This window comes from Halomonas sp. ML-15, from assembly GCF_014779595.1.
In the GTDB taxonomy this organism is placed as follows: Bacteria; Pseudomonadota; Gammaproteobacteria; order Pseudomonadales; family Halomonadaceae; genus Franzmannia.
This window is the reverse complement of record NZ_JACXZT010000008.1, coordinates 1-946: the sequence shown is the minus strand read 5'-3', so window position 1 is coordinate 946 and position 946 is coordinate 1. Positions and strand designations below refer to the sequence as shown.

Sequence of the window (946 nt, the reverse complement as noted above, 5' to 3'; positions counted from 1 at the left end):
TGGAGGAGCTGACCAGTGGCAAGCCGATCATCGGCATCTGCCAGTCGGGCTCCGACCTTACGCCCTGCAACCGCCACCATATCGAGCTGGTGAAACGGGTGAAGGATGGCGTTCGCGCCGCCGGCGGGGTGCCCTTCGAGTTCCCGCTGCATCCGATTCACGAGAACGTGCGTCGGCCCACCGCGGCGCTGGATCGCAACCTCGCCTACCTGGGGTTGGTCGAGGTGCTGCACGGCTATCCGCTGGACGGCGTGGTGCTGACCACTGGCTGCGACAAGACCACTCCGGCCTGCCTTATGGCCGCCGCCACGGTCAATATCCCCGCCATCGTGCTCTCCGGCGGGCCGATGCTCAACGGCTGGCGGGGCGCCGAGCGGGTCGGCTCCGGCACCATCATCTGGGAGCTGCGCAAGCGCCTCGCCGCCGGCGATATCGACTATGCCGAGTTTCTCGCCCGGACCACCGACTCGGCGCCCTCGATCGGCCACTGCAACACCATGGGCACCGCCTCGACCATGAACTCCCTGGCCGAGGCGCTGGGCATGAGCCTGCCCGGCTCGGCGATGATCCCGGCGCCCTACAAGGCGCGTGCCATGGTCGCCTACCAGACCGGCGAGCGCATCGTCGAGATGGTCTGGGACGACCTGCGCCCCAGCGACGTGTTGACCCGCGAGGCCTTCGAGAACGCCATCGTCACCTGCTCGGCGCTGGGCGGCTCAAGCAACGCCCCGGTGCATATCAACGCCATCGCCCGGCACGCTGGAGTCGAGCTGGATAACGACGACTGGCAGCGCCTGGGGCACGAGATACCGCTGCTGGCCAACGTGATGCCGGCTGGGGCCTACCTCTCCGAAGAGTTCCACCGCGCCGGCGGCGTGCCGGCGGTAATGGGCGAGCTGCTCAGCGCCGGCAAGCTGCATGGCGGGGTGCTGACCGTCAACGGCCG

General features: G+C 68.7%; 1 protein-coding gene. It reads left to right on the top strand.

Features of this window, described 5'->3' with window-relative positions; genetic code table 11:
- The coding region (locus tag IEI94_RS05605) for a dihydroxy-acid dehydratase (RefSeq protein ID WP_191166350.1) at positions 1-946 on the top strand (946 nt) is incomplete at both ends.